19 protein-coding genes and 2 pseudogenes are annotated in these 22,854 nt (G+C 67.8%); 10 read left to right on the top strand and 11 right to left on the bottom strand.

Annotation, left to right across the window (positions count from 1 at the left end):
* Position 1: 1 nt before the first annotated feature.
* Genes ACF1BN_RS36885 through ACF1BN_RS36875 form a run of 3 tightly spaced genes read right to left on the bottom strand, consistent with a single transcriptional unit; the run spans position 2 to position 3,416 of the window.
* Positions 2-709 carry a helix-turn-helix domain containing protein gene (locus tag ACF1BN_RS36885; RefSeq protein ID WP_392335972.1) on the bottom strand — a complete coding sequence of 236 codons (708 nt, stop codon included), beginning with the start codon at positions 707-709 and terminating at the stop codon, positions 2-4.
* Complete coding sequence (locus ACF1BN_RS36880) at positions 709-2,802, bottom strand: hypothetical protein (RefSeq protein WP_392335979.1); 2,094 nt, start codon at positions 2,800-2,802, stop codon at positions 709-711. The genes ACF1BN_RS36885 and ACF1BN_RS36880 overlap by 1 nt, the downstream gene beginning before the upstream one ends.
* Positions 2,803-2,804: 2 nt before the next feature.
* Positions 2,805-3,416 (bottom strand): helix-turn-helix domain-containing protein, encoded by a 612-nt coding sequence (locus ACF1BN_RS36875; RefSeq protein WP_392335978.1) that lies wholly within the window; start codon positions 3,414-3,416, stop codon positions 2,805-2,807.
* Positions 3,417-3,473: 57 nt separating this feature from the next.
* Here ACF1BN_RS36875 and ACF1BN_RS36870 point away from each other — a divergent pair, with 57 nt between their 5' ends.
* The gene (locus tag ACF1BN_RS36870) at positions 3,474-4,124 is read left to right on the top strand and encodes a hypothetical protein (RefSeq protein WP_392335971.1); all 651 of its coding nucleotides are present in this window, start codon (positions 3,474-3,476) and stop codon (positions 4,122-4,124) included.
* Positions 4,125-4,575: 451 nt separating this feature from the next.
* Here the strand turns inward: ACF1BN_RS36870 and ACF1BN_RS36865 are convergent, their stop codons facing one another.
* On the bottom strand, positions 4,576-5,109 hold the full coding sequence (locus ACF1BN_RS36865; protein ID WP_392335970.1) for a hypothetical protein: 534 nt from the start codon (positions 5,107-5,109) through the stop codon (positions 4,576-4,578).
* A gap of 535 nt (positions 5,110-5,644) precedes the next feature.
* Between ACF1BN_RS36865 and ACF1BN_RS36860 the strand changes: the two genes are divergently transcribed.
* From ACF1BN_RS36860 to ACF1BN_RS36835, 6 genes and pseudogenes are all read left to right on the top strand, one after another.
* Positions 5,645-6,550 carry a hypothetical protein gene (locus ACF1BN_RS36860; protein ID WP_392335969.1) on the top strand — a complete coding sequence of 302 codons (906 nt, stop codon included), beginning with the start codon at positions 5,645-5,647 and terminating at the stop codon, positions 6,548-6,550.
* 213 nt (positions 6,551-6,763) lie between these two features.
* A pseudogene (locus tag ACF1BN_RS36855) lies at positions 6,764-7,298 on the top strand (helix-turn-helix domain-containing protein); the annotation flags it as partial.
* Between the two features lie 103 nt (positions 7,299-7,401).
* Positions 7,402-7,834: pseudogene (locus ACF1BN_RS36850) on the top strand (IS5/IS1182 family transposase); the annotation flags it as partial.
* Positions 7,835-8,964: 1,130 nt separating this feature from the next.
* Complete coding sequence (locus tag ACF1BN_RS36845) at positions 8,965-9,096, top strand: hypothetical protein (RefSeq protein ID WP_392335968.1); 132 nt, start codon at positions 8,965-8,967, stop codon at positions 9,094-9,096.
* 312 nt (positions 9,097-9,408) lie between these two features.
* A complete protein-coding gene (locus ACF1BN_RS36840; RefSeq protein WP_392335967.1) occupies positions 9,409-10,266 on the top strand; it encodes a helix-turn-helix domain-containing protein in 858 nt (285 codons plus the stop codon).
* A 549-nt stretch (positions 10,267-10,815) separates the two neighbouring features.
* Positions 10,816-11,583, top strand: a complete 768-nt coding sequence (locus ACF1BN_RS36835; protein ID WP_392335966.1) for an SAM-dependent methyltransferase — start codon at positions 10,816-10,818, stop codon at positions 11,581-11,583.
* Here ACF1BN_RS36835 and ACF1BN_RS36830 read toward each other — a convergent pair.
* The gene (locus ACF1BN_RS36830) at positions 11,510-12,511 is read right to left on the bottom strand and encodes a helix-turn-helix domain-containing protein (protein WP_392335965.1); all 1,002 of its coding nucleotides are present in this window, start codon (positions 12,509-12,511) and stop codon (positions 11,510-11,512) included. The genes ACF1BN_RS36835 and ACF1BN_RS36830 overlap by 74 nt on opposite strands.
* 87 nt (positions 12,512-12,598) lie before the next feature.
* On the bottom strand, positions 12,599-12,832 hold the full coding sequence (locus tag ACF1BN_RS36825; protein WP_389168244.1) for a DUF397 domain-containing protein: 234 nt from the start codon (positions 12,830-12,832) through the stop codon (positions 12,599-12,601).
* 258 nt (positions 12,833-13,090) lie between these two features.
* On the opposite strand from ACF1BN_RS36825, the gene ACF1BN_RS36820 reads away from it, so the two are divergent.
* Positions 13,091-13,552, top strand: coding sequence for an ATP-binding protein (locus tag ACF1BN_RS36820; RefSeq protein ID WP_392335964.1), 462 nt, complete (start codon positions 13,091-13,093; stop codon positions 13,550-13,552).
* A gap of 677 nt (positions 13,553-14,229) precedes the next feature.
* On the opposite strand, the gene ACF1BN_RS36815 is transcribed toward ACF1BN_RS36820, so the two are convergent.
* From ACF1BN_RS36815 to ACF1BN_RS36795, 5 genes are all read right to left on the bottom strand, one after another.
* On the bottom strand, positions 14,230-14,694 hold the full coding sequence (locus tag ACF1BN_RS36815) for a hypothetical protein (protein WP_392335963.1): 465 nt from the start codon (positions 14,692-14,694) through the stop codon (positions 14,230-14,232).
* Between the two features lie 806 nt (positions 14,695-15,500).
* On the bottom strand, positions 15,501-16,067 hold the full coding sequence (locus ACF1BN_RS36810) for a hypothetical protein (protein ID WP_392335962.1): 567 nt from the start codon (positions 16,065-16,067) through the stop codon (positions 15,501-15,503).
* Between the two features lie 107 nt (positions 16,068-16,174).
* Positions 16,175-17,428, bottom strand: a complete 1,254-nt coding sequence (locus ACF1BN_RS36805; RefSeq protein ID WP_392335961.1) for a hypothetical protein — start codon at positions 17,426-17,428, stop codon at positions 16,175-16,177.
* Positions 17,425-18,144 (bottom strand): ATP-binding cassette domain-containing protein, encoded by a 720-nt coding sequence (locus ACF1BN_RS36800; protein ID WP_392335960.1) that lies wholly within the window; start codon positions 18,142-18,144, stop codon positions 17,425-17,427. Before ACF1BN_RS36800 ends, ACF1BN_RS36805 begins: the two co-directional genes overlap by 4 nt.
* A gap of 139 nt (positions 18,145-18,283) precedes the next feature.
* Positions 18,284-18,790 carry a hypothetical protein gene (locus tag ACF1BN_RS36795; RefSeq protein ID WP_392335959.1) on the bottom strand — a complete coding sequence of 169 codons (507 nt, stop codon included), beginning with the start codon at positions 18,788-18,790 and terminating at the stop codon, positions 18,284-18,286.
* 673 nt (positions 18,791-19,463) lie between these two features.
* Here ACF1BN_RS36795 and ACF1BN_RS36790 point away from each other — a divergent pair.
* Positions 19,464-19,898, top strand: a complete 435-nt coding sequence (locus ACF1BN_RS36790) for a DUF6283 family protein (RefSeq protein WP_389168258.1) — start codon at positions 19,464-19,466, stop codon at positions 19,896-19,898.
* A gap of 603 nt (positions 19,899-20,501) precedes the next feature.
* Positions 20,502-21,593: an IS110 family transposase gene (locus ACF1BN_RS36785; RefSeq protein WP_392335958.1), complete on the top strand. Its 1,092-nt coding sequence runs from the start codon at positions 20,502-20,504 to the stop codon at positions 21,591-21,593.
* Positions 21,594-22,854: the final 1,261 nt, after the last annotated feature.

The following is a 22,854-nucleotide window of genomic DNA, read 5'->3' as shown; positions in this document are numbered from 1 at the left end:
GTCAGCGCGGGCGCCAGGTCCTTACCTCCAGGTGCGTGATGGGGGCGTCGGGGTGAATGCGACCCGTTTCGAGGAGCCAGCCGTGAACGGCAGCCGTGACGTCCCCGCCTGCCGCGTCGACGCGGTGGGCGAAGTCGACGGCGTCGAATCCTCCCGTTACGGCGGATCCGTAGGAGCGTTCCTCGGTGTGGTCGGCGCGTTGGACGACGTCGCGGCGGATGCCCGGCGAGTCGGTTCGGCTGCCCGAGGCGAGGGTGTAGCCGCTCTTGGGCATGCGGATGGTGAAGGCGAGCCGGAGGCCCTGGCGGGCGGCTTCGGCGATCAGTGGGCGCAGGCGTGCGGCGCCGGAGGCGATGGCCTGGGCGCCGGCGCGGCCGGTTCCTGTTCCGGCGGGGGTGATGAGGACGGCTTTGGTGCGGACGCGGGCCCGGGTGCCGGAGGCGGTGGTGCGGCGGGTGATGTGGGGGGCGGCGATGCTGGTGAGTTCGTCGAGGTCGGTGATGCCCGCGGTGTGGACGGCGGCGAGGACGCGGGTGAGGGCGGGCACGAAGGCGGCGCCTTTGCCTCGCGTGTAGAACTGCGAGACGAGGGAGGCGTCGCGGTCGATGATGCGGGCGATGCTGCTCTTGGTGAATCCTGCGGCTCGGAGCTCGTCGGTGAGGCGGGCGGCTTCGCCTGGCTGCGGGGTCCGTGGAGCGCGGGAGGGCATCAGGTCTCCTTGAGGGCTGTGCGGCCGGCGTCGCGCAGCGCGAGGAGCTGCTCTTCGGTGGTGGGGGCGGCGAGGGGTCCGGCGAGGTGGCCTTTGTTGAGGTAGTCGCCGGGCTGGCCGTGGTAGGGCCAGGGCTGGGGGGTGGTGAGGTAGACGGCGTCGGTGCGGAAGGCGACGACGGTGCCGGGCGGGGTGTGCAGGGCGCCGGCGTAGGTGTTGTCGTCGCGGTGGCGCTGGGAGAGCAGGGCGGCGCGGGCGCCGGACCAGATGGCGGCGGCCCATTCGGGGTGGGCGTTGGGGTCGCGGGTGAAGCCGGTGGGGCGCTGCCAGGTGATCTGCTCGTCGGTGAAGCCGATGATCTCGGCGTCGGCGGGGACGTCGCGCTCGTGGGTGCGGGGGGTGGTGCCGGTGACCATGCGGGGGCGCTGGGCGAAGGAGCCGATGCCGTAGAGGAGCAGGGAGCGGACGGCGCGTGAGGCGAGGCGGGCGGCCTGCCGCTGGGCGGGGTCGCCGTGGAGGTCGGCCTGGGCGGCGAGGGTGGCCCAGGCTTCTTTGAGTTTCTTGGCCCAGTCGTCGAGGGGTTTGCCGTCGTCCCAGAGCAGGCCGTCGATGATTTCGATGCGCCAGGGGGTGAGCGGGTTGGTCAGTGCGGTGTGGATCTCAGGGCCGCCGGCCCAGGTGGTGAAGGTGGTGCCGGGGGTTGCGGGGTAGTGCCAGGCGCGGTCGCCGGGGGCGGGGGCGGGCAGGAGGCCGACGTGGTTCCAGGTGTCGGGGACGGTGACGCGCACGTGCCAGTGGCCGCAGCCGTAGAGAGCCTTGACCTGCTCTTTCTCGCTCCAGGAGGCGAAGGTGCGGGCGGTGATGCGGCGGGGTGTGCCGACGGGGGACTTCCAGGTGTGCTTGGCGTAGGCGAAGGTGCGGTCGTACTCGACCAGGGCGGGCAGCCGGTCGGGGAGGGCGGGCGGGGTGATGAGTTCGGTGCGGCCCTGGCCTGCGGTGGCGTGCAGGAGACCGCGGAGCTCTTCGGACAGGACGGGGTAGCCGTCGGAGTGCTGTCCACGGGTGGGGATGGTGCGGGTCCACAGGTCGCGGCCGGTCTGGGAGGGTGAGCCCATCAGGACGGCGTCGTTCCAGTGGGCGCGCAGGGCTTTCCACAGCAGGACGAACGCGTCTCGGATGGTGGTGGGGTCGGCGCCGTCGGGGTCGAACCACTCCCCCACCGAGCGGATCTCGACGTGGTGGCGGCCGTTGTCGCTCTGGTAGCGGCCGACGGGGTTGCGGGGGTGGACGAAGTGGCCGGCCATCTTGTCCTTGCCTCGGCCCGTGTCGGTGCGCCAGCCGTCGATGGGGGCGTTCAGCCAGGCGGCGACGGCGTCCTTGAGGAAGGGGTGCTGGTCGGCCTGGTGGTGCCAGGGGTCGCCTGCGGTGATGAAGATCCGCTCGGTGCCCTCGGGGACGGCGTGGAAGACAGCCTGCAGGATGGTGGCGGCGCGGGTGTCGGTCAGGGTCAGGCGCAGGGTCTGGTCGCGGTGGACGAGGACGCCGGTGATGGTGTCGAGGAAGACGGTGGAGCGGGCCTGCTGGGTGAAGTTCGGGTGGGTGGAGACGAGGTTCGGGGTGTGGGCGAACCAGCAGTCGCCCTGCCCTCCGTCGGGAATGGAGGGCAGTTCACGGTCCCGTCCAGGGGCAGCAGTGGGTGCCGGTACGGGTTGGGGGTGGTCGTCCCCGGCCGGGTTCTGCGGCCGGGGACGGCTGGGAGTCACCGCGCTGGGAGCTGTCGTGGCGGGGGTGTCCTTGTTGTCGGAGGCCGCGTGTGTGGGCGGGCTGTCTTCCGCTGGACCGTCGGGTGCGGCCGACGCGCTGTCGTGGAGGGTGGGGGGCGTGAGGGCCGGGGCGATGCGCGCGATGTCGGCCAGCCTCAGGCCGGCTGCGGGAGCGATGCGTTCGGCGCTGGCCCTCTCGTATCCGGCGAGCGTGCGGATCTTCTTGTCCCGGGCCTCTTCGAGGGAGGCGAGAGCGGCTTTCGTCTTCTTGATCTGGTCGCGGTCCTTGCGCAGTTCGGCGAGCTTCGCGTTGTAGGCCTTGGCGTCCATCGTCATCCCTGGGTCACATCGGGGTTGCGGGTGGAGACATATGCGATCGGTCCGCCGGAGTCGGAGGTGAGCCGGGAGCCGAGCAGGAGCTGTGCGGTTGCCCGGTCGGTGGCGTCCTGGGCGGTGAGGTGGACGGTGGGCCGGGCGAGATCCGTGACGTAGCCGGCGAGTACAGCGTCAGGAAAGAGTGTCCGTCCCTCGCTGCTGCTCTCCCATCGGTGCAGGTTCGTCAGGACGGCGACGACGTAACCGGCGACGGTGACCGGCAGGGCGCCTCCTGCGGCAACGCTGGGAGCGTCGCAGCGCCACCAGCCGCGCAGGTTCGCCAGCAGCTCCGCGGCCGGCGTGTCGGCGGAGAACCCTTGCTGCCCGGCGCCGGAGGTGGCATGAGGAGATTCAGCTCCCCGTATGCGGAGCACGGCGATCTCGGCTACCGGCAAGCAGTGCAGGGCGGCCTTACGCCTGGTACTGAGCGCCTGGACGGCTTCCAGGGGAACCATCACCCGCACTCCCCTGCTGACCACTCCCGGGATCAGGCCCGTCCGTACCAGACGCCGGAAGGTCGTGACTGCGCAGCCGAGTTCCGCAGCGGCTTGGCTTGTCGTCAGAAGCACATCCACCCTCGACCATGCCCGATCAGATATTCGATGACGCTCATACAGTAGCGGGCTGTGGATCGCGGATCCAGTCCGCTAGATCTGAAGGGGCTGCTGGAGGCCTCGGCCGGCGTGGAGCGGGCGTCGGTGGCCGCTGAGGAGGCGGCCTCGCAGGCGCTCGCGCAGCGCGATGACTACGAGCGGGATCATCTGGCTCCCGCCCGCCAGAAGGCACAGCAGACGGAGAAGGAAGCGTTCGGCCTGAGCCGGGATGTCGCGCAGCTGAAGAAGCAGATCGGCAACGCCGACTGCCTCAAGGCGCTGGCCCGGGCTATCACTGCGGTGAAGGAGCGGATGAAGGCCGCCCAGGTGACCAGGGACACGGCGAAGGCTGCTGCCGAGGTGCACCGTAAGGAGGTCACCGGCCGGCGGGAAGAGTTCTTCCCGCGGCGTCGGCAGCAGATTAGCCCGGCGGTGGAGGCGGCGTTCATCGACCCGGCCGGCTTCACCACCCGGGTCAAGGAGCGCAACGAGGCGGAGAAGTCGTTCGACGGCAGCTCCATGGGTGGTAACCCGAAGGCCGTGACCAACATCGCGCTGCTCCTGGCCCTCAGCGATCTCGGCCGCGTCGATGCTCAGGTCCGCGTGCCGCCGCTGCTGATCACCGACTCGCCGCTTTCGGGCTCGGCTCAACGGGCCTGCACCAGGAGACGAGCCTGCGCTTGATCGACACGCGACTCAGCCCTGCTTCGTGCAGGGCGCGAAAAAGGCGTAGATCCATCCAGCGCTCCGAGTGAAGGATCATCGAGACGGGCCTCTGCAGATCAGCTTGTACGCCGGCACACCGACCAGCGGGGCGGCCAAACTCCACGAATGATGGTCCATCCGCCCTGGCCCGTGACAGTCGGCGCCGGCTTCGTCCCTGACCACCGAAGGGGCTGGCCGGGCTCCGGCAAGCACGCTGCTCGCACGCGAGCCGGGATCCCCGCCCCGGCGGTCGACGACGCCTTCCTGCGCAGGCTCACGACCCACCTCGTCCCCGCCGACACTGAGCCTTTCACCAGTGCCGGGAGGGACAAGGACGTACGGTCCGGGCCCACAGCGACGGAACCCGCCGACAGCCCCACGAACGCCGCGGGGCGCCGACCGATCGAACGCGACCCTGAGCGTCAACGGGTCAGAGCGAGGTGAGTGCCAGGCTGACGGTGCCTGTGCGGCTGGTGATGCCTGACCCAACGCAGTCGAGGAGGTTGACCACGGGGCCGGTGTAGACGATGACGGCGGCGTCCCCAGCGAACTTGCCGGCGATGACGGATCCAGTACCGGTGGAGACGACGGAGCCGCCGATCGTGTTGGTCACGAAGTTCAGGGAAAGCGTGCTGGTCGACGCGTTGTTCCACGTGATTGTCAGGTTGCCCGCGCCAGCCGCCCCGAGGTTCAGGCACGAGCGCACCGCGGTGAAGGAGGTGATGGTTGTTCCGTTGGTGATCGTGGGATCGCTGGACACGCAGGCCCCCAGGTTCTGCGTGTCCGTGATGGCAATCGAAGCGGGTGTCAGGGTGACGCCGGGGCTGTAGGTCACGGTGTCCGTCCCCGCCGGGCAGGTCACGTCGGCGACCCCCGCATGAGCCGGACCAGCCAGGAGAAGCGGAGTCAGGAGAGTCGGCAGGAGCAGGGCGAGCAGAGTGGCGACCGGGCGGCGTGCGGACATACGGCGTCCTCCGTGGTGCAGGCGGTATGGACTGGGGACCCGGCAGGGGCTTGGCCAGTTCGGTCCAATGTGCTCATATCCCTGTCGGCCGCCAAGTGCACCGCCCGTACGAGATGGCTGACTCGTCTGCGCGGGGGCGCATCCGTGACCACCGGCCCCCGCTTCTGCGCGCCCCCTCCTGCTTTAGATGTGCCGAATCCGGGTCTGAGCTTTCAGAACGTCTCTTCCTTGGCGGGTGCAAGGGCGCGCTGAGAGCCCTTTCCATCCCCACTCTGGGCTGGTCAGATGAAGGGTGAGGGTGCCACCGGGCGGTTGATGAGCCTGCCTCGCCGAGGCTCGCAGCAGTATTTCCCGGTCCCAGCCGGGGCGGCGACGCAGCCCGCGCAGTGTCACTCGGTCGGCTTCTGTTGTGCAGCGAGGGACATCGGCTTTCATGACGGAGTGAAACCGGCTCCCGGCCGACCGTGAGGAAAGAAGGGATACCCGAGCAATGCCCCGTCCCCTTTGGTCAAAGCGCTGGTTCGGCGGTGCCGCAGTGGCGATGGTGCTGTGCACAACAGTCGCCCCGGGCAGCAGCGCCCATGCCGCTCCGGCCGCCGCTGTCGGCACGACGACGTACGGCCAGCCCGGCGTGTACACACTCACCGTTCCGGCGAGCACCAATCCGCTTCTGACGCGTGTCCGGTTGACGCTCGTCACCGTCGGCGCGGGTGGCGGAGGCGGTTCCAGCGGTTTCAACAGCACCAATCCGCTCTACCGCTCGGGCGGCGGAGGTGGCGGGGGCGGCGGTCTGGCCGTGTGCGAGAAGACGGTCACAGCCTCCACCGCCACCACCCTTCGCATCACCGTGGGTGCAGGCGGCGGCGCAGGTACCACCACCGGCGGACAGGGGGGCGCGAGCGGAAGTGATCCCGATGCGTCCGGCAGGGCAGGAGCGACCCGGACGGAAGGCTTCGGCCGCGGCGGTGGCGGCGGGGCGGGCGGGAGCTCCGTGACGAACCTGACTCCCGGCGGCGGCTACGGCGGGATCCTGGCCAGCTCCGGCGGCGGCGGCGGGGGCGCAAGTGGCTCCGTGCGCGGACTGAGCGAGTCCGGGGGCGGCGCATGGGGTGGCCTCGGCGGATCGCCGAGAAACGGTTCCGCCGGACGACCGGACGTCGGAGACGGCCAAGGGACCGACGGCGGTGGCGGTGGAGGCGGTGCGGGAGGTACCTGCGAGTTCACCAACGACGGGCTCACCGCCTATGGGGGCGCGGGCGGCAACGCTGGTACTGCTGGCGGCGGTGGCGGTTCCCCCGCCGGGCTGACTGGTGTGGCGGTGCCTGCCGGCGCCGGCGCCGGCGGGTACGGCGGCACACAGACCACCCAGACCGCTCCCGTCGCCTCCGGGGCTCGCGGCGGAAACGGCTTCGTCTCCGTCACCTGGCTTCCGGTGCCGTAGCAGATCGGGCACCATCTGACCGGGCACTCACGGCGGCAACGATCCGGCAGGGCCCTGTCTGCCGAGAGGCGGCCGAGCCGGCCCTCGGCGGCCTGTGGCCTCGGTGCTAGCTGTATTGATCACGAGCGTTGTTGACACTGGTCTGGTCTTGAGCACGGCGAAGACCTCCGGTGTGGTGGGCGCTGTCTAGGAACTCACCGCACGGAGGTCTTCGTGCCCCACGGTAACGCCCGTCTGGCCGTGATTGGTCGGAGACTGCTGGTCGACCGTGTCCGCTCAGGCCGTCCGGTCGCCCATGTGGCCGCCGGGATGGGCATCTTCCGGGCCACCGCCCGCCAATGGATGGGCCGGTGGCGAGGGCGGCCCTGGCCTCCATGGCCGGTCCGGCAGGCCCGCACACCAGCCCGCACCGGACGTCGTCCGCGGTCGAAGCCCGCGTCTGCGACGTGCGGCACAAGCCGCAAACTCGGTCGCGCCCGCATCGGCCCGGTCCCGGGCCTGTCCGCACTCGACCGTGTGCCGGATCCCGACCTGCCACCGGCTCAACCGGCTGGCCTGGCTCGACCGCCCCACCGGCACGCCGATCCGCCGCGACGAACGCGGCGTCCGGTGAACTCGTCCATGTCCACGTGGAGAAGCTCGGCCGAATCCCGGCGGCCACAAGGTCCTGGGCCGCCAGGCCGGCCGGGTCACCCGCAGCAGCGTGGGCTTCGCCTACATCCACTTTGCAGTCGACGACCACAGCCGCCAAGAACGACGGCTTCGTCTCGCCCAGCCCAAAGTACCGGGCGGACGGCCGAGGATGTTCGCCGTGTTCGAGCGCCGGGAGATCGAGAAGACCGCCAAGTCCCGCCACTCTGATTCATCTGCGGCACGATCTGACGTGCCCTGTTCTCGCCCCTGCTGTTCAGTGTCGACCGCTCCACCGTCGCCGGGCCGCTGGGGAAATATAGTCAATTCTGACCGAGAGGGATGCACGGTCCCCGACCGCTCTGGTCTGCGACTGCGTTCCCTGGCCGACGTGTTCGCCTATGCCCGGGCCGAGGGCATCGGGCTACGGCTGGACGCCACCGAGAACCAGGTGCGCAGGCCCCTGGCAGACGCCGCGCGTTCGTCTTGGGCAAAACGCGATGGACCGCCGTGGCAGACCACCAGGGCCGCACTCTCTGGACCTATACTCTGCGACCTGGCCGGATGCACGATGCGACCGTCGCACGCAGCGAAGCCATCGCGGTCTGCTGCCGGCATTCTGCCGACGTGGAGGTCCTCCTGGACGGCGCATACCCCCGCAGGGTTGCCACCAGGTCAACGGGCACCGCCGAGCGTGGCGGACAGCGAATGATCCCGCGGCTCGAGCTGCTGGTGATGCGGACAGTCCGTGTGACGGCAACACGCATGCCTGCTCCGTCAGCTGCACAGAGGCTCGCCGCCACAACCGGCGCTCCGCGGGCGGGTATGGCATCCGCCCGTCCATCGACTTGAAGCCAACTCCTCCCTGGGGGGCGAGAGGCTGTCACCGCCGGTGCTGCCGGCAGTCGGGAGAAGGATGCCGCCGGGGGCTGCTGGCATCTTCGAAAGGTCGATGGAGACGGCCTCGACCCCGCCGAGGGCAGCGTTCCTCACCCACCCGACGACGGATACCGTCGGTGTCTCTCCCTGGGATCCACGTGGTTCTTGAGGATGCGCCAGTCCGCTCTCGGGGCCGTGGGGTTCGACGCCAAGGGCGGTGGCTCCGGCATCTTCGTGGCAGTCGTTCGACGCCACGCTCGGCCAGAAGACCTGGCCGAAGAAGCGTTTCGCCACTCCAGGCCGGATTCTGCGGCCGAGTGGACGTCTTCTCTGCGTGCGGGCCGCCACCGAGGCGAGAGGCGGACGTGTTACGGCGCAGATCGGTTCCCCCGCGCCCTCACTTCTTGCATCCACCCCCTTTTCCATAGGCCGAACGGGTGAACATCTCAGAGCCTGTGCACCACTACCACGATTGGCCTCACGAGTGCGGGGGTGCATCGATCTCTGTCCTCATCGATCCGTCACCGGTCTTTTAGCGGCTGAGCTTTGAGCGAAATCGATCATTTTTTTCAGCTTGTTTTTCGAGTTACTCGTGGGCAAATTTCTTGCATGGCGGGACGGACGGTTCCCGTGAGATAGAGGGCCGTGCGGGCTGGGCTCCGAGTGGTTGTAGGTTCTCCCGTGTCCAGTCCATTGTCTGACACGCAGAAGGCCCCGAGGTGGGTTGCGTCCACTCTCGGGGCCTGTGCCGATCAAACTGAAAGGAAAGAGCCATGTTCGATCGAAACCGGGGCGGGAATCAGCGGCCCCCGGCTTCCCGTGAAACTACCATTGGGAGCTGGCCTGTTCCACGTCCGGGCACGATTCGTGCCTGGGATGTAAAGCTGAGGCTGAGCATCCTGGTCGTGCTGGTCATCGCGATCTGGGTGATCTGGGCGGGGGGTGACCCGGCCGCGCTGGGCTGGGGTTTCCTGATGTGTCTGATCGCCGTCGCTGATCGGTCCACCGTCCACCACCTGCGGTTCATTCGCCGCTGAGGCGCAAGCGCGAGGGGTGTCCGGCGCCTTCAAGGATGCCGGGCACCTCTGCGCGTGCGGGACCTGGCGCAGGCCCGCCGCGTTTCCTCATCGCCTCCCTGGCGGGAGGCGGGTTGTTTTCGGGGAGGGACTTTCACAGTGAGCGAATCGCAAGGGGTCGGGCGCTGCGGGTTCTGCGGCCAGAGTTTTCCGCATCGGCCGGGGCCCGGCCGGCGCAGGAGCTACTGTGACAAGCGGTGCCGGCGTCGAGCTCAGCGCGAGCGGGACGGCCACAGGACACCGCCTCCTACCGCTGCGGTCCCCTGGGGCGCCGTGCTGGCGGAGAGCGTCCAGGCTTTGTCCGTGCAGTTGGTGCGGCTCGAGCACGGCCAGGCTTCGCTGGCCGATCTCCTGCGGTGCGCCCATCGCATCGAGCGGGAGGTCAATCGCTACGTGACGGCTGCCGTGCAGGATGCGCGCGGGGGCGGGGCGTCGTGGGACGAGGTGGCGCAGGCGGCCGGGGTGCAGGCCGAGACGGCGCGGCTGAGGTGGAGCACGGCCCGGGTGCAGCGACAGCTGCGCGGGCAGCCGGTGGTCTCGTGGCGGTCAGGGCCGGATGGCGGGGACGGTCAGGTGCCCGACGGGTCGGCGGGGCTGCCCGGTCACGCGTTGAGCTCGGCCCTGTCGCATCTGCACCGCCGATCCGGCATGACCATCGGGGATGTGGCGCGCGAGGCGGACCTGTCGGCACCGTATCTGTCCCGGGTCCTGGCCGGAGAGCGTCTTCCGTCCTGGCCGGTCGTCCACATGCTCGCCACGATCCTGTCGGGTGCTCCCTTGGAGTTCCGGTTCTTGTGGGAGGCCGCGCGGGGTGTCACGCTGCCTCCTCGGCGCCCCGTGCGCGAGGCTGCCGCGCTGTTGCGCGCTGCGCTGAGGGGACTGCACTTGGCTGCCGGGAGCCCGGATCCGGCTCGGCTCGCCGAAGGGGCCGTGCTGTCGCCGCGGGTGATCCGTGAAGTTCTGAAGGGGGATCGCATCCCTGACTGGCCGCTGCTCTCCCGGCTTGTCATCCGGCTCGGTGCCCACCCGGCAGCAGTGCGCCCGTTGTGGGAAGAGCTGCACTACGCGTTCTTGGCATCGCACGACATCTTCCCCCAGGGCGGTGTCTCCGCCGACGGCACGGAGTCGTAACAGGGAGGTAGGCGTCACGGCGCCGGCTCGAAGAAGGCGCTGTGACGGCAGGGCGAGCAGGCCCAGGCGTTACGGCTGCCCCCGCCCCGCTGGCGCGACGATCCTGAACGCGCTGGGGCACCCTGCCTCTCTCGGTCGAAGCCGGCCTCGGCCGAACCGCACTCCGAGCCTTCGCCGGTGCCTGTTCTGACGCGTGAACGGGCGACGGATCTGACGCCCGGCATACGCCGGTGGCCGTCGATCCCACTTGCGAGGTTCGGCGAAGCTTCTTTCGGCACATGCCATTCAAGTATGCCTGACCAAAGAGGCGTGACGGATATGCCTGGGGAGTCCAGGGTCGTGTTTCTCATTACATGAGAATGTTTTTCTCCTCGGGTGCGAAAATCTTCGGAATCTCTCCACCGTTCCCCCGAACGTGGTCTCCCTTCCTGGCGCAGGCTGCGTCTAGCATTGCTTTCTTGCGCTACTGAAGGCTTGTGGGGGCGAATGAGCGGCGGAGAGAATCGAGTTTCTCGCACCATCGATGTCTCCGTGGCCAGTGTGGCTCGGATGTCCGACTGGCTGCTGGGGGGCGTGGAGAACTACGAGGCCGACCAACGGGCGTGCAGGAGGGTGCTGTCGGTCGCTCCCGAGATCAGCAGGACCGTTCGCGCCGGCAGACGGTTCCTCAAGCGCGCGGTGCACACGCTGGCCACGGAGTACGGAGTGCGTCAATTCATCGAACTGGGCTCGGGACTGCCCGCGCAGGACAATGTGCACCAGGTGGCCCAGAGAGCGGACCCCCGGTCACGCGTGGTGTACGTCGATGCGGATCCGACGGCCCTCGCGTACGGGCGGACGGTCCTGCAGGAGAACAACAACACCCTGTTCCTCCACGCGGATGTGCGCGACACCGCCTTCATTCTGGAACACGCCAAGGTACGGCGGCTGATGGACCTGCGTGAGCCGACAGCGGTCCTGCTGGTTTCGGTGCTGCACTGCCTGCCGGATGAGGAGGGCCCGGCCGACCTGGTCAGGCGGTGGACCGCACCGCTGGCACCGGGAAGTTTCCTCGCGATCAGCCAACTGGTTTGTTCGGCTTCGGAGGTAGGCGCCAAGGTCACAGCGGTGATGCAGGAAGAGACCCAGGGCCGCTGGGGGCGGGTGCGGCAGGCGGAGCAGGTGAAAAAGTTCTTCAAGGACTTGGACGTACTCTCCCCCGGCCTGGGCGATGTCGCCGCATGGCGTGGCGGTTTGACGGTTGCTACACAGCCGCCCGGGGAGTGTGTCGAGTGGGGTGGTGTCGCTCGTGTACCTCGATGCCGGGTCGGCTGGTGACAGCGCGGTTGGCAGCGCGGGCGCGGTAGTAGCTGATGTAGGCGTCGATGAGGTCGATGCTCTCTTGTTTGTCCGCTACAGCCAGGCACGCCTTGTTGAGAACCGATCGGTACTGTGCCACCTGGGCAGGTCTGCTGATGTAGAGAGCGCTGTCGATGAGCTCGACATAGATGAGTTCCTGAGGGCCCCCGTCTCCGAATGTCAGCTGTGTCATCGGCGTGCTGGGCACGGCGCCTGACGAGCGGTCGAACGGAAGGATCACGACGTTGGTCCGGTCGAGTTCCTGAACCCTCTTGAGGTGCTCGAGCTGTTCGACCATCACTTGAGGGCCGCCCGTGGGCTGACAGAGGACTCCCTCGTTGAGCACTGCGGTGACCCGTGGCCGGTTCCCGCGGCGCCTGAGCATGCTCTGGCGCTCCGCTCTCATCCGCACCCGCAGGTCGATCTCTTCCGCTGTGGCGTGGGGCAGGCCGGCCTCGACGACGGCACGGGCGTAGGAGCGGGTCTGCAGGAGGCCGGGGACGACGTTGTTCTCATAGGTCCGGATGGAATCCGCGGATCCCTCCAAGCCGACCAATCGCCGGAGCCAGTTGGGAGTGACGTCGGCGTACTTCTCGTACCAGGCGCTGTCCTGGCTGTAGCGCAGCAGGTTGTCGAGTTCCCGGCGGTCCTGCAGCCCGTAGAACGTGGCCAGGTCACGGACGTCGCGTTCCTTGGCCGGGCTCTCTCCTCGTTCGAGGCGGCTGATTTTAGACTGAGATCCGCGGATGGCCGGCGCCACCTGAGCGAGGGTCAGGCCGCGTTGCCTCCGCAGGCTGCGGAGGTAATCGCCCAGAAGCCGCGCTGCGGCCTCGGGCTTCGTGTGCGGCTCTTCCCCTGGGACGGCTTGGGCGGACGGAGTCTCACTCCGGGCGTGCCCGTCGGACATGCGTGCTCCTGTGGACGACCGGCTCTTGCCCGCCAGTTTTCCAGAAACGACACCGCATGTCCGACGGAATGGTCACACCTTTACGCCTCAGCCGACGAGGTGGTCGAACTCACCGTCCTTGGCGCCCTGGAGGAAAGCGCGGACCTCGGCGGTGGTGTAGATCAGGGCCGGCCCCTCGGGGTGGCGCGAGTTGCGCAGAGCCACGGCTCCGCCGGGCAGGGCGGTCGCTTCGACGCAGTTGCCCTCCGCCCCGCTGGCCTGGCTCTTGATCCAGAGTGCGCCCTGGATCCGGTTCGAGGGGACACCGTTGTCGAACTGCATGACTGTCTCCGTTCTCAGTTCAATGACGACCTCCCCACCGCGCAGGATGGTCTTCGAGACCGTCGCGCTCGGACCCCACAGTCAGATGCTCCTGGACGTGCAATCCCATATGCATTTGCATGAGGAGTGGGTTGGTGAGGATCTTATCGGCCGCGCGCGGCGGTGAGTGTCCCCCGAACGAGTGCCTGAGAAGCGGCAGTTAGGACGTTGATGGTTCAAGATGTAGGCGCTTCGTCGCGCACCAGGAGGGATCTCTTCATGGACGTCCATGCCGTCGGCCTCAGACCCGTCGACTGGGGACTCGGGCAAGGGCTCGGGGTACCGCGCTTCGCCGCGCACCGCTTCACTGCAAGCAGCCTGAGCCTGTCCGGCGCCCGGCGGTTCACTCACGAGACTCTGACTTCCTGGGGCCTGGAGCGGTGTGCCGACGACGCAACGCTCGTGGCTGCGGAACTGATGACCAACGCAGCCACGCACGCTCTGGCTGCGGAGAGCGACGAGGAAGCCGCGGCGGCCTGGCTGGGACTGAGCTGCACCGACAGGACGGTGACGTGCACGGTCAGCGATCCGAGCGACCAACGCCCCCGGACAACCACACAGGACCCCCTCGCCGAAGGGGGCCGGGGCATGCGCATCGTCACCGCGCTCAGCAAGGACTGGGGCTGCGACGTCCACGCCGACGGCACCGGCAAAGCTGTCTGGGCCCATCTTCAAGCCTGAATCGCACGGCTGACCGGCCGCCCCTCTGCTCGGCCCTCGTCCCCCTCGGGCCAACACCTGCAGCCATCCGCAGTGGAACAGCCGGCCGCAGGGACGGACCGCACCGTGTTCCCGCGGACCCGACACCGCGCCTGGGTCTACCGCACTCATACAGGCACCATGCCAGCCGGCTCTGACAACGCCTCGACAGCCACCGTCTGGACGGGCTCCTTCTCAGGCTGCAGGCCTGCCCCCTCCGGGTGGATACGGGGGCCGTCGGCAGCGGTGAGATCGGCATTGATGCACGCCTGTGGCTGTGCATCGCAGGCATCGAGCCAAGTGCCGCATACGGGCTACTGCAGTCTTCGCGTCTCGCCAGGGCTTTACTGAGACCCGACGACACTGAGGCATTCACACAGCAGACAGCGAAGACAGGGCCCCATGCAGTTCACCACGCTGAGACGCACCGATCGGATGCCGCATCGCCCGGGCGCCTACCTGGTCATCGACGGTTGGAACGACGGTGGGTTCATCACCACATCTGCGCGAGATGTGGGCAGGGTCGACGAACAAGACGGGGACACCGGCGCGGCGCGCCTTGCACTCCGGGAACTGTCCGAGCTGAGCGAAGGCCCAGGAGTGCAGCGCAACTCGGACGAGATCCTGACCAGTGCTTTCTCGGGATGCCTGTCTACGGGTCAGGTGCGCGGTTTCAGTTTGATCAGGCGTACGGGCTGGCCGTCGAGGAAGAACTCGTCGATCTCGGCGTCGCTGGTGTCTTCGTCGTGTTCGCCGGTCTGCAGCAGGCCCAGGGTGATGTGGAAGTCGCGCAGCGCGTCCCTGATCCGCGCGGGCAGGGAAGGGTAGTCGGGTGTCTCCTGCGGGTCCGCTGCGGGGATCAGCCGTGCCTCGCGCGGCGCGTCGATTCCGGTCACTGACACGTCGGCGGCGAAGGCGAGGTTGGCCTCTTTGAGGGCCTTTCGGGCCTTGTCCGCCAGGGCGATGGCGGACAGGTACTGGGTCACCTGGTCCCGGCTGAAGGCCGGTGCGACCGTCCGGGCGATCTCCTTGGCGGGTGTGCCGGCACGGAACTCCCGCGTGATCGCGTCGATCAGCGCACGCTTCTCGCCGAGGAAGTTGTCGAGTTCGGTTCGAATGTCCATGGGCGGGACCATAGCGGGCTGGACTGAATTAAGTCCAGCCGCTATTCAGCCTGACCTTCCGTGTGGGACGGCTTCCCGACACCGGCCACGCCAGAGAACCGATCGTGAACGCCGTAACCGCCGGCCGTGGCGTTTCAGGTCACGGGCTCAGGCGAACCGGCCGTCGGGCAGCTTCCGCAACCAGCCACGATCAACGAGCCGGACCGACCTTCCGCGCAGCGGTTCCACCTTCCTCTTCACCCCTACGTCCACGCCCAGCTTCTAGCCTTGCCGGGGCATAGCTCCGGCGGCCTGCCGCACGGCAGCGAGGACGCGCTGGCAGTCCGATGGAAGCATGGCCTCCTCCTTGCCTGGCTAGCGGTGCGGAATCAGCATCACCGCCGCCCGCCCACCGCCACAGCCGAGGCGCGCCAGCTCATAGAACCCAGCCCTGCTCACCTTCAACCGGGCCGCAACAGGCGTCGCCGAGGTGAACATTGCTGCCGCGCAAGTTGCGCTTGCGGCCGAACCACTCCCATGGATGTACGCCTTTCCGGCCCTGAGCAGCCCAAGTGCCGCGTCGCCTTCGCCTCTGCGATCTCTTGCCTGCGCCTGCCTGGCGTAGGGGCGCCTCGCGGGCCCCGGCAGGGGAGGCGCTCTGGGTGGTGGCTGCGCGGGAGCGGAAGCGAGGAGTCATCCTCGGCGTCGGCTGCGGATCCTGTGGATCTTCCGAAAGAGCAGCGCGAAGCCGAATCCGACGGCATTGGCCAGGATGAGTGCGGCGGCGATCGTCCATACCTGCTGCATGATGATCCTTTCGTCCTGCTCTACGGGAGCGGGCGCTTCTGCTGGACCTTTATCCCGCGCATTGGGGGGGCTGGGCGGCTGAATCGCCCGAGGTGGCCGGTCATCCTGGGCGCGGCAGCGTAGAGGATGCATGCCGCGAGGAAGGCTGTTGCGGTGACGGCACATTGGCTAGCCGTCACGGCCTCTTCCATGATCACGGCCCAGCTGTAGTAGCCGGGTTCGGAGGGCGGATATCCGAAGAGCATGCAGATCAGAGTCAGAGAGACCGGGGGCAGCCAGGCGAGGGTGGGGCCGAGGAGCCTGGCGGCTGTGATGGCGAGTGCCGTGTGCAGGACTGTATTGCGCACGGCGGGTTCCCAGGAGAGTTCCGGACTGGCGACCTGGGCAGCGCCCACGGATAAGCAGGCGAGGCAGGTGAGCATGAGGAGCCAGGCGATTCGGGCGGGTGTGAGGCGCGCAGGCTCGGGAAGCGGGACGCGGGCGGTGTTGTAGGAGCCGATGCCGGCGGCGATTCCGGCTAGGACAGGAAGGAGCAAGAGGAGAGAAACGGGTGTTTCGAAAAGGAGAAACCCGACGCTGTCGATCATGGCGTGTGCGCACAGCACGGACAGGATCGCCGTGAGTGCGAGGAGGGTCAGGGCGGGTCGTGTTGCATGCACTCCCGACCATGCCCTCAGAGCGCCGACAGCGCTGGTCATGCGCTTCCCAGCCTGCAGGACCGGTGGCTGCTCATGATCCTCTCGGCGTTATGGGGCGAGAGGATCTTGGGAGGGGTGGGGAACTCACTGGGGTCGACCTCTATACCGGCTGTGTGCAGCAGCGTGGCGTAGAGGGAGAACTCTTCCTGCCAGTACGTGGGGGCCGGGCCTGGCTCTTCGTACATGAGATTGCAATGCAGGGGTCGGACGAGAGCTGAGGCCACGTCCTCGATCCGCACCTGGCCGGAGGGGTAGGCATCGGCAGGGATCTCCATCCCGGCAACGGCGGGGTCGCTGATGCGATAGGTGCGGCTCAGTTCGTCGAAGCGTTTTGGCACGAGAGATGTGTACCCGGCCGCGTTCGCGGCCTCGGTGAGAGTTTGCACATGCTGAACGATCTGATTCTCGAAGCGCTGGTGCTCGGGGTACAGGCAGATCTTGGGTGCGGTGCCTGAGCAGTCGGTCGGCGCTGCTGTGGCAGGAGTGAGACGGTCGGCGGGCAGCACGTAGGGCCCGCCCGCGACCATGACGACGGCCAGAGCAGCGCATACTGCGCCAACAAACGTGGGCAGACGGAGTCCCGAGCGCTGGCGCAGCGGCAACCAGAGCAACAGCACGCTGGTGACGGCGAAGAGTGCAAGCTGGGCGGCGAGGTATCCAGGTGTGTAGGCGTACCCGAGTCGGGAGACGGTGGCACCGCCCAGGGTGAGGAGATTGAAGCCTGTGCTGCCGCCTTCGCCGAGCAGGTAGATCAGCGTGAAGGCTCCGACGGCGGCTACCGCGCCGGCGACCAGCGGGCTTGCAAAGCGGCCGAGGGCGGACCCGAGGGCCGCATACCAGCAGATCGCCGCGCACTGTACGAGGGCAGCCGAAATGACACCGAGCCACGGGACGGATCCGTGCACGCCGCTGGCGATGAGCCCGATTCCGATGGTCAGCAGGTGCACGGCAAGGACGGGACCGGCTGACCAAGCCGCAGCACGCAGGTAGGGCCGGTGAGGCTGCTCGGTCGCCAGGATGAGGTGGATGCTCCCGGGCCTGGACAGCCGAGCGGCGTCGACCGCCGCAGCCCCGGCGAGCAGCGGACCGAGGATGAACAGGACGATGGCGAACCAGTCGACAGTCCACAGCGCTTCACCTCGCCACGGCATGCCCCTTTGGGCGAAGTTCACCGCTTCCAGCACCACCGCCGGCAGCAGGAGCCAAGGGCCGACGAGCGTCTTGAAGGCGTACCGCGGTGAGTGCATCACTCCGCATCTCCCATCAGTGTGGCGACCGCCCGTTCCAGGTCCGTGTCGCCGGGGGCGTCGGCAGTGGCTTTGTCCTCCAGAGCCGGTACGTCTCCATCGAAAATGATCTGTCCCGAATTGAGGATGATGACGCGGTCGGCGAGGCTGCGGATGTCTTCCACGAGGTGAGTGGAGACGAGAACGATGCGGCCGTCGGAGACTGATGAGATCGTCTCGCGCAGAGCGATGCGCTGGCGGGGGTCGAGCCCGACCGTGGGTTCGTCCAGCAGGAGCAGGGCGGGGTCATGGATCAGCGACTGGGCGATGCCCAGTCGCCTCAGCATGCCTCCCGACAAGGTCTGGATCTTGCTGCGGTGCCGTTCGGTCAGGTTGACGCGAACCAGGGCGTCGGTCACGGCTGCGGAGCACTGCTTGGCGGGGATCTTGTGCACCCACGCGACGTAGTGCAGGAACTCCTCGCAGGTGGCGCTGCGGGGCAGGTCCGGCTCCTGTGGCAAGTATCCGAGTCGGCGGTCCTGGGCGGATTCGAGGACGATGGTTCCGCTCGTCGGCTTCTCGATGCCCGCTGCGAGACGGAAGAACGTCGACTTCCCCGCCCCGTTGGGACCGACCAGGCACGTCACTCCCTCGTTCAGATAGAACGAGAGTGGCCCCAGTTGGAAGCTGCCTTTGTGGTCCTTGACCAGTTCCTCACAGCTGAGGCGATGTTCACTCACCAGTGCCGGTCCTTCTTCTCGTGTGTCGAGGTTGGCCGTGGAAGGCGCTCAGCGCAGCGGCCACGCGACTGTTTGAGCCGCCTGGCCGAAGCGCTGAGCGCAGCGCCATGACGCCGGGGCGGCGTGGCGCCCCGGCTGGTCAGTACTTGTCGCCGCCGTCGGTGTAGGACCAGCCGGTCTCCGGGTCAGAGCGCCAGGGGATGTCGAGCCGTGCACGCACCTTGCCACGGGCGTAGTCGGCAGAATCCGATACTCCAGTGGAGGCACTCTTGTAGAGGTACGACTTGCTGCTGTGATGGTCCGTCTCGTCGCTGGCGTGGTCCCAGTACCTCTGGGTGCAGGACATGTACTTGGACGCCTGGACGCAGTAGCCGGCGTTCACCTGCGTCCCGAGCTCGACGTACACCTTGTGGTCATCGGCGTTCGACAGCTTGCTGTAGGTGCTCGCGAGGGAACGGGTGCCGTTGGAGCTGTTGTATACCTTCCAGGTGCCGTAGGCGTAGCCGGTGCTGCCGTAGCCGGTGACCTTCAGCGGGTTCGAGCTGTCATTCCACGTACGAACGGTGTTGAGCGCCTGTGCCGTGGCCGGCACCGCCCCCAGCGCGATGACGGCGATCACGCTGGCGCTGACAGCGCGTTTGAGCATGCTGGAGTGCTTTGTCGGATGCATGATCCCCCGTAAGAATTGGTCATTTCCTGTGTGCGATCGACAGGGTCAGTCGACATCCTGCCGACCGCGCTGACTCGATGAAGCTACCGAGCAGGCCCGACGGAGCACACGATTCCACGTGTTGTCTGAGGTAGATCTGAGCAACCTCCACCACGCAAGGACGCCATAGGTGAGGGCTGTTAGAGGGTTATAGCCTCCGGGACGGCAGACCGTCCGAGAGAAGTGGCGTCTGGCGCGTGAGCGAGGTATCGCGCAGTGCTGTCACTCCGCCTATGGAGAAAGCCCGGCAACGCGACTGCTGATCCTGACATCCTGCGTCCGCTCGACGGGTGGCCGCACCGCCGAGCGTCGTGCACACCGCTGCATGGCCCCACAACAAGCCGTGTGATCTCGTGCGGGGGCATCGAGTTGTTTGTACGTCTCCCCGTGGCTAACTGGCCCTTTTCAGCCGTGCAGCAACCATCCGCCGCGGTAGACAACTCGTCCGCCTCGCCGCCACGGGACACTGTGATCATCAGATCGGCACCGGGTCCGGATACCTTTACCATCCTGGTCTACGACCATGGATCCCGGACAACACCCTCGTGTCACAGCAGCCCGGGAAGCCAGGGGGACCGCGCCGGTAGTCTCCTCGCCTCATACTGGCTGCATGTCCACGTCGCTTCGCCCTCCGGCACAACGTCCTTGCGAGAGCTGCCCCTATCGGCGCGATGTTCCCGCGGGAATCTGGGCCGATGAGGAGTACGCGAAGCTCCGCCGCTACGACGCAGCCACCCCCGACCAGCCCACAGGATTGTTCCAGTGCCATCAGACCGATGCCGACAGCGCCGTCCGGCGGATCTGCGGCGGCTGGGCTGGGTGTCACGCGGCTGAGGATCTTCTCGCACTGAGGCTGGGGGTGCTCGACGGCACCATCACCGCCTCTACATACCGAGCCGTGGTCGAGTACGTCTCCCCCGTTCCCTTGTTCTCCTCAGGTCGCGAAGCTGCGGCCCACGGCCAGGCGGGCATTGAGGCGCCGGCCGAGGGCGCCCGCCGCCTGATCACTAAGATCGCCCGAACACGCCAGGACCTCATGCCGTAAGACCTCTCGTTCCATGGGCAGATCCACTCGGCGTCGATCGCATGCCTTCGCACCGTGACCGCCGGGCAGCCCCGAGCCGCTGCGCACGACCGGCACCTTGGTTGACGTCGGCATGTTCACGTCTAATTCCTCGCCGATCCTGATGGCGGGTTCGTCCTCACCACCCGCCACAGGCGCCACAGAGTTCGAAGCGGCAAGCACATTGCCCTCTCCCGTGTCCCCCGCGCCCAGCGGGAGGGCGTATCGCCAACCACACCCGAGCCGTCCAATGCGCGCCGGACCTGCATCGCAGGTCCGGCACCAACGCCTCGGCCACAAGCCGGCTCTGAGCTTGTTCCGTTTTGACGGACACCATCGGTGTGGTGGTCAGGCCGCTCTACCTTCTTGAACGGGTTGATCGAGCCATTCGTAAGGTTGGGTCGCCCAGGGGTGCTGGGTGTGGCTATCAGGCCGCTGCCGTCTCGTGGCTGCCCTCGCTTCGCCGCCCGGCACCCCACGACGACTCGGCCGCCGATTAGGAAGTGCGAACAAGTCGCTGAGTAGAGCAATGCCGGCGAGGTCGTCCGTGGCACGAACAGAATGAACACGCACCTCGGGAGCACGATGAGCCGGATCTGGGCGGGGATCGACAGCGGCAAGGGGCACCATCACGGCCTCGCCCTGGACGCGGACGGCAAGACGCTGCTGTCGCGGCGGGTCGCGAACGACAAGCCCGAGCTGCTGAAGCTGATCGGTGACGTCCTGGAGTCGGCCGACGGACGGCAGGTCACCTGGTCCATCGACATGACCGGCGGTGAGCCCGCGCTGCCGCTGACCCTGCTGATCAAGCACGGCCAGGAAGTCCTCTACGTGCCCGGCCGGCTGGTCAACCGGGCTTCCGACGGCTACCGCGGCGAGGGCAAGACCGATGCCCGCGACGCCTACGTGATCGCCGACCAGGCCAGGATGCGCCGCGACCTGCGGCCCATCCGCCCCGGCGACGAGGCCGCCATCGAGCTGAAGCTGCTGACCGGACGGCGGTCCGACCTGGTCGAGGACCGCACCCGCAGCGTCAACCGCCTGCGCGGCACCCTGCTGGGCATGTTCCCGGCCCTGGAGAGGGCCCTGGAGGTCACCAACACGGGGCCGCTGCGACTCCTGACGGGCTACCAGAGTCCGGCCGCAATCCGCCGCGCCGGAGTCACGAGACTGGCGAAGTGGCTGGCCAACCGCAAGGTCCGCAATGCCAGGGCCCTGGCCGAGGCTGCGGTCGAGGCGGCCGAACGGCAGCACACCGCCGTCCCTGGGGAGAAGACCATCGCGAAGCTGGTCCACACCCTGGCCGAGGAGGTGATGGCCCTCAACGAGCAGATCGCCGAGATGGACAAACTCATCGAGGGTCGGTTTCGCGAGCACGAACTCGCCGACATCGTCCTGAGCGTTCCCGGCATCGGCGCGATCCTCGGCGCCGAGTTCCTTGCCGCCGTCGGCGGCGGCCTGGGCGAGTTCGACTCCCCGGACGCCCTGGCGGCCTTCGCCGGCGTCGCCCCGGCACCCCGCGACTCGGGCAAGGTCAGCGGCAACCTTCACCGGCCGGTCACCTACCACCGAAGGCTCCAGCGCGTCTTCTACACCTCCGCGCTGGTCAGCGTCCGATGCGACCCGAACTCGTGGAAGTCCCGCAAACGAGCCGAGGGGAAGAAGCGGCCCCTATGACGGCCTGCGCCACGCGACCGGATCACTGCGGCAATGGTTGTGGACCTGGGCCAATGGCGGCGATGTCTGGGCCGAAGCACTCAGCCTCCCGTAACCGGTACACAGAGCTGCACTCGGCTCCGCTCAGCAACCTCGTCATTCTGAAACGATCAGTAAGCAGCCGTGGGGCGCTGTGTTCTGCCGGCAGTACGCGGCAAACCCGGCCCACGGTGCTCACGCCGGTGTTGCCGGGGACGATGCGAGCGATGGCGGCGGACAGCAGCCTTGTCTTTGTGGGGTGTTCGGGTGCAGGTGTGCCGGGCACTCAAGTTGTCAGGCCTGTCAGCCTGGAGAGGTGTGGAGGGTGAGGCCAGCCTGGTTGACACCCCGCCCGAACGGGGGCGTTCCGCTCACGAGCTGCTCGCCCGCCCGCTCAAGACAGCGTTCCCTCCACGCTGTCGATGCCGCTCACCGTTCGCCTTTCAGTAGCTCGCTGTAGGCCAGGCCGAGGAGTTTGCAGATCCGCTCATCCCCGCCGCGGTCTGGGTGCCAGCTCAACGAGGCCGCTCTGAAGAGCTGCTGGAACGTTCGCGGGTCGCCATCAGGGGCATTGGCGATCTCCCTGACCAGGGAACGCGCCCGCTCGCACCCCAGAGGAGAACGGGGGGTGATGGCATCAAGCTCTGCGTAGAGCCGCTGGCGCCATGCCGCACTGCCGTGAGCAGGAGTCGCCTGACGTTTGAGTTCGCTGCGTCGCCGCGATCGGCAGGCTGCTTGCCTGCAGGCGTCAGAGCAGTACGTAGGCAGGAATCCTGGCAGCCTGGTTCGGTTCCACGTGGTCTGGCAGTGCTGGCAGGTCAGCCGGTCATAGGGCGCAGTTCCGTCAGGCCGGGCGGATCGTCGGCTTCGCGCCACAGAACCCCTCCTTCTCGCGTTTCCGAATGAGTATCGAACGTTTCATCGAGTTGATTGGCAGTCGTGACACTGCCTGCACAGCGATCAGGCCGTTGCCTCGGCATTTCCGCAGTTCAGGACACCTTCCCTGCGGCCCGGAAGGGTGGACTCCAGTCATAACGCACCGCGCCTTCCACAGGTCACGCGAACTGGCGCCAGGCGCAATCACAGAGGCGCTGCCCCGAAGCTGAACTGATTGGCTGCCACCCCGTGCGATTCGCCTGTATCTGGCAGCAGATGATGTCTCGACGCAGGGAAGTCCGACAGGCGGCCGTCCAGCTTCAGCAGCTGGCGCCGTCAACAGGTGCGCGCTTGAACGTCACTCGAA

The organism is Streptomyces sp. NPDC014861 (assembly GCF_043081625.1).
Taxonomy (GTDB): Bacteria; Actinomycetota; Actinomycetes; order Streptomycetales; family Streptomycetaceae; genus Streptomyces.
This window is presented reverse-complemented; position numbering and strand designations above follow the sequence as displayed.